Below are 5471 nucleotides of genomic sequence, written 5' to 3'. Positions count from 1 at the left end.
CCTGTGCGGTCAACAGCGCGGTGGCCCGCGCGGCATCACCACGGGACTGTGCGGTCTGTGCTGGGGTCGGGGTCGGGATGGCAGCCGGACTCACCGAAGATGCTGCGGGCAGTTGCGTCGGCGCAGGCGTCACCGCTGGTCGGCTGGCAGCCACCGCCGGACCATCGCCCGGCCACTCGATCACCAGCTTGGATTCATTGCCTTCACGCTGCATCTGCGGGCGGAAGGGTGCGACCGTCTCGGCCAGGTCGAATACGACACGGAATGTTCCCGGCACCGGCTGTCCGGTGCGCACCGCCGTGACCACGCCCTGCGGCGAGGGCATCTTCAGGTTGCGCACCGCGCTGGAATCGGGGAAATCGACCACCAGCCGGTTCGGACCGGCCAGCGACAGGGTCTTGTAGCCGCCACTGCCGACCAATGCGATTTCCGCACGGGTTCCGGTAGAACCGGTATTCAGCAGTACCTGACGGACCTCACCGGCCCACGCACTGACGCTCGCCAGACCAAGTCCGACGGCGGCACAGATGGCAATGAGTCGATTCCCCGGGCGCATGACTCAGGATTCAATCACCGCACTGAACGGAATGCAACACCTTTTTCCTTAATAATCCGTAACCTGCCGGTGTTTGTTCTCGTCAGCCGACAGAAAGGGCCTGCAAGTCGCCACCTTCGGGAAGCCGCGACAGCCATTCACGTCCCGCGTCGCTGATGCCAGTGAGACGCACGCGGCGCCCCTGCCCTTCAATCTCCAGCGCGACCACCAGATCGGTGGGCGGCAGTGCACCGGCACCGCGCTCGGGCCATTCGACCAGCCACAGCACGGCGCTGCCTTCGTCCAGCCCAAGGAAATCCAGCTCGCCGGCCTGGCCGATGCGATACAGGTCCAGGTGCCAGGCTTCGCCGCCACTGGACAACGGATAGCGCTCGACCAGCGTGTAAGTGGGGCTGCGGATTGCGCCCTGCACGCCAAGCGCCCGCAGCAGCGCGCGTGCCGTGGTCGATTTGCCGGCGCCAAGATCGCCGCGCAGTTCGACCAGCGCCTGCGCTGGACGGGTGGCTGCCAGCCATTGCCCCAGCAGTTCGGTGGCGTCGCTGTCAGCAAGGAAGAATTCGGTCATCGGGAACATTCCGGGTTGGCCAGCCGCCGCAGGGGCGCCAGCAGATCAGTGGGAAGCAGGCCGCGCGCACCGTCGGCAGCGACGACATCACCCGCCAGGGCATGCAGCAGCGCACCGCCGGCCGCCGCATCGAATGCAGACAGGCCCTGCGCGCGCAGGCTGGCGATGATGCCGGTCAACAGGTCACCCATGCCACCTACCGCCATTCCCGGGTTGCCGGCAGCAATCAGTCGAGGTGCGTGGCCGGGCGCGGCGACGATGCTGCCAGCGCCCTTCAGCACCACCACCGCGTGATAGCGCTCGGCCAGCGCCTGCGCACTGCCGTAGCGATCAGCCTGGATGGCCGCCGTGGTGGTTTCCAGCAAGCGCGCGGCTTCGCCGGGGTGCGGGGTCAGGATCGCATCGGCCAGCGCATGCGCATCCTGCGCCAGCAGGTTCAGCGCATCGGCGTCGATCACCAGTGGCAGGCCCGACTGCAGGACACGCGCATACAACGCGCGCGCCCATTCGTCCTGGCCCAGGCCAGGGCCGATCGCCACGACCTTGGCTTTTGCCAGCAGTGCGGGCAGCGCAGCGCCATCTTCCAGCGCATGCGTCATCGCCTCAGGCAACCTGGCCAGCAGCGGGCCGACATGATCCTGACGCGTACCGATGCTCAACAGACCTGCGCCAGCACGCAGCGCGGCTTCGGCGGCCATGGCGATGGCACCACCGCCGCCATGGTTGCCGCCCACGCACAGCACATGGCCGGAATCACCCTTGTGGCTGTTGGCACGGCGCGGCGGCAGCAGATCCGGCAGGCGCGACTGCGTCCAGCACTCTGCAGCGGCAACTACACCCTGCCAGGCCTCGTCGGGCAGCGTCAGCGGTGCCAGCTGTCTGCGCCCGGTGTATTCCAGCGCGTCGCCGGTGTACAGGCCACGATGGGCGACGATGAACTGCAAGGTCAGGGCTGCGCGCACGGCTACGCCCGGCACGCAGCCACGGTCGGCATCGACACCGCTGGGCACATCCAGCGCCAACACCGGTGCCCGCTGCGCGTTCATCGCCTCGATCAAGGCCTGCGCCGCACTGCTTGGTGCGCGGGCGAAGCCGAGGCCGAACAGGGCGTCAACCCATACATCGGCCTGGGCCAGTTCGCCGTTGAAATCAGCGACGGTTCCCCCGGCGGACCTGAAATCCGTTGCGGCGCGCTGCGCCAATGGCGTGGAAGACGGGCTGCCCGGCAGCGCGACCACCTGAACCTGCAGCCCCGCCTGCAGCGCATGGCGGGCCAGCACGTAACCATCGCCGCCATTGTTGCCGCTGCCAACAACCACGCCGATCCGCCGCGCCTGTGGCCATTGCTGCAGCAGGCATTGCCAGGCCGCCTGTCCCGCCTGGGCCATCAGGCCCCAGCCACCATCGCCCGCCAGCGTGGAGGCCTGGGCATCGAGCATGCGTGCGGCACGGGAATCGAACAGATCGGCAAGGTTGGCCATGCAGGGATTTTATACTGGTGCACATGTCCCCCGTCCCTGCCCCCCTCGATCCGGCCCTGGCCGTACAGCGCATCCGCGACCTCGCGCGTGCGCATGGCTTCCAGCGCTGCGGTATCGCCGGCATCGAACTGGGCGAGGATGAGGCGCACCTGGCCGACTGGCTGGGCCAGGGCCTGTACGGCACGATGGACTGGATGGCCCGCCATGGCACCCTGCGCGCTCGCCCGGCAGAGCTGCTGCCCGGCACGGTGCGGGTGATCTCGGTGGGCATGGACTACAGCCACAAGGATGACACCGAGGCCTGGGCCACGTTGGCAGATCCGGGTCGCGCCTATGTGGCGCGCTACGCGCTCGGCCGCGATTACCACAAGCTGATGCGCAACCGCCTGCAGAAGCTGGCCACGCAGATCAACGATGAGGTGGCGCCGCTGGGCTACCGCGTGTTCGTCGACTCGGCGCCGGTGCTGGAGCGCGCACTGGCACGCAACGCGGGACTGGGCTGGATCGGCAAGCACACCTGCCTGATCGACCGCCACGGCGGCTCGTGGTTCTTCATCGGCGAGATCTACATCGATATCCCGCTGCCGATTGATACGCCGGCCAGCGCCCACTGCGGCACCTGCACCCGTTGCATCGACGTCTGCCCGACCCAGGCCATCACCGGCCCGCAGCGCCTGGATGCGCGCCGCTGCATTTCCTACCTGACCATCGAGCATGACGGCGCGATCCCCGTGGAGATGCGACCACTGATCGGCAACCGCATCTATGGCTGCGACGACTGCCAGCTGGTCTGCCCCTGGAACAAGTTCGCCAAGCGCACCGACGAGGCCGACTTCCGCGCGCGCAATAACCTGGACACCGCGCGCCTGGACCAGTTGTTCGCGTGGGACGAAGCTGAATTCCTGCGCCGTACCGAAGGCAGCCCGATCCGCCGCAGCGGCCACGAGCGCTGGCTGCGCAACATCGCCGTGGCGCTGGGCAATGCGTCGACCACGGCAGAGACGCTGTCGGCACTGCAGACACGCGCCGAGGATGCTTCACCCGTGGTCCGCGAACACGTGCAATGGGCACTGGGCCAGCACGGCCTGCGCTGACGTGCGATCCTGAGGCCCCTGCTCCATCTGCCCCACGCCGTAACCATGCAGCCACGCAACAACGACGTCTTCACCCCCAGCCAGCTCAACACCCTCGCCCGCGACCTGCTGGAAGGCAGCTTCCCTGCGATCTGGGTCGAAGCCGAACTGGGCAGCGTGGCGCGCCCGGCGTCCGGCCATCTGTACTTCACCCTGAAGGACGCGCGTGCACAGTTGCGCGCTGCGATGTTCAGGATGAAGGCGCAGTACCTGAAGTTCGTGCCGCGCGAGGGCATGCGCGTGCTGGTGCGCGGCAAGGTGACCCTGTACGACGCCCGGGGCGAGTACCAGATGGTGCTGGACCACATGGAGGAAGCCGGCGAAGGTGCACTGCGCCGCGCGTTCGAGGAACTGAAGGCGCGGCTGGAGGCCGAGGGTCTGTTCGACCCGGCGCGCAAGCGGCCGATGCCGGCCCATGTGCAGCGCCTGGCGGTGATCACCTCGCCCACCGGTGCCGCCGTGCGCGATGTGCTGAGCGTGCTCGGCCGCCGCTTCCCGTTGCTGGAAGTGGATCTGCTGCCGACCCTGGTACAGGGCGCGACCGCTGCCGCGCAGATCACCCGCCTGCTGCAGGCCGCCGATGCCAGCGGCCGCTACGACGTGATCCTGCTGACCCGCGGCGGTGGCTCACTGGAAGACCTGTGGGCGTTCAACGATGAAGCCCTGGCCCGTGCAATCGCCGCCAGCCGCACGCCCGTTGTATCGGCGGTGGGTCACGAAACCGACTTCAGTCTCAGCGATTTTGCCGCTGACCTGCGCGCACCGACGCCATCGGTGGCCGCAGAACTGCTGGTACCCGATCAGCGCGACCTGGCCCTGCGCCTGCGCCGCAACGCGGCACGCATGGTGCAGCTGCAACGCCACGCCCTGCAGCAGGCCATGCAGCGCGCCGATCGTGCCCTGCTGCGTTTGAATGCACAGAGCCCGCAGGCACGGCTGGATCTGCTGCGCCGACGCCAGCTGGACCTCGGGCGTCGACTGCATGCGGCGCACAACCAGCAACAGGAGCGTCGCGCGGCCCGCCTGCGCCACGCCGCCGCAGTGTTGCGAGGTCATCATCCGCAACGGCAGATGGAGGCACTGCGACGTCGCCTTGCCGCGCTGGGCGGGCGCCCGCAAGCGGCGCTGCAGCGACTGCTGCAACGTGATGCACTGCGCCTGCGTGGCCTTGCACGTTCGCTGGAAGCCGTCAGTCCGCTGGCGACCGTCGCCCGTGGCTACAGCATCGTGACCCGTGCAGACGACGGCGCGCTGGTGCGTCGGGTCGAGCAGGTGCAACCGGGTGACGCACTGCAGGCCCGCGTCGGCGACGGCGTGATCGATGTCCAGGTGACGGCAGTCAAGTAAGGGTTGTTCGGCAGGGCTGCGCCCTGCACCTGCAGAGGCTTCAAGCCAAGCCAAGGCAAGGCAACAGCAACAGCAACGGCAAATGCAACGGCCGGCTCTGGATTGTCTGTGGGCTTGGCGGGGCGGTGTCGGATTGCGGGGACGCCGTGAACCCATCCATGGGGGCTTGGCCGCGGCATCCATGCCGCGGACACCCCGCAATCCGACACCGCCCCACCTTCGACAGTTTCCCGGTGACGGTTGGCCCATCCATGCCATGCGTGGATGAATCTCCATCGAAATCGAATATTTCGAATTGAAATCGAAAAGCATCCACGCATGGCGTGGATCTACGTGTCGACCAAGGTCGACATCCACCAAGAGCAGGCAATGCCATTCCAACAGATCGT

The 5471-nt window shown here is 67.7% G+C and carries 5 protein-coding genes; 2 read left to right on the top strand and 3 right to left on the bottom strand.

Annotated elements, in window-relative coordinates; all coding sequences use genetic code 11:
- The 3 genes from DBR20_RS07200 to DBR20_RS07190 form a co-directional block, all read right to left on the bottom strand.
- The coding region (locus DBR20_RS07200) for an AMIN domain-containing protein (protein ID WP_146186967.1) at positions 1 to 556 on the bottom strand (556 nt) is incomplete at its 3' end.
- Between the two features lie 82 nt (positions 557 to 638).
- Positions 639 to 1121, bottom strand: coding sequence for a tRNA (adenosine(37)-N6)-threonylcarbamoyltransferase complex ATPase subunit type 1 TsaE (gene tsaE, locus DBR20_RS07195; RefSeq protein WP_108265698.1), 483 nt, complete (start codon positions 1119 to 1121; stop codon positions 639 to 641).
- On the bottom strand, positions 1118 to 2602 hold the full coding sequence (locus DBR20_RS07190) for an NAD(P)H-hydrate dehydratase (protein ID WP_108265697.1): 1485 nt from the start codon (positions 2600 to 2602) through the stop codon (positions 1118 to 1120). Before DBR20_RS07190 ends, tsaE begins: the two co-directional genes overlap by 4 nt.
- 23 nt (positions 2603 to 2625) lie before the next feature.
- Here DBR20_RS07190 and queG point away from each other — a divergent pair, with 23 nt between their 5' ends.
- Together queG and xseA are read left to right on the top strand one after the other, a co-directional pair.
- Complete coding sequence (gene queG, locus DBR20_RS07185; protein WP_100460780.1) at positions 2626 to 3696, top strand: tRNA epoxyqueuosine(34) reductase QueG; 1071 nt, start codon at positions 2626 to 2628, stop codon at positions 3694 to 3696.
- Between the two features lie 45 nt (positions 3697 to 3741).
- The gene (gene xseA / locus DBR20_RS07180; protein ID WP_108265696.1) at positions 3742 to 5082 is read left to right on the top strand and encodes an exodeoxyribonuclease VII large subunit; all 1341 of its coding nucleotides are present in this window, start codon (positions 3742 to 3744) and stop codon (positions 5080 to 5082) included.
- Positions 5083 to 5471: the final 389 nt, after the last annotated feature.

The organism is Stenotrophomonas sp. HMWF023, assembly GCF_003060985.1.
GTDB lineage: Bacteria > Pseudomonadota > Gammaproteobacteria > Xanthomonadales > Xanthomonadaceae > Stenotrophomonas > Stenotrophomonas lactitubi.
The sequence above is the reverse complement of the archived record's forward strand: the minus strand, read 5'-3'. Positions and strand labels throughout refer to the sequence as shown.

Excerpts from the sequence above, each read along its gene's own strand:
- tsaE (WP_108265698.1), bottom strand. The coding sequence starts at position 1,121 with ATGACCGAATTCTTCCTTGCTGACAGCGACGCCACCGAACTGCTGGGG.
- DBR20_RS07190 (WP_108265697.1), bottom strand. The coding sequence starts at position 2,602 with ATGGCCAACCTTGCCGATCTGTTCGATTCCCGTGCCGCACGCATGCTC.
- queG (WP_100460780.1), top strand. The coding sequence starts at position 2,626 with ATGTCCCCCGTCCCTGCCCCCCTCGATCCGGCCCTGGCCGTACAGCGC.
- xseA (WP_108265696.1), top strand. The coding sequence starts at position 3,742 with ATGCAGCCACGCAACAACGACGTCTTCACCCCCAGCCAGCTCAACACC.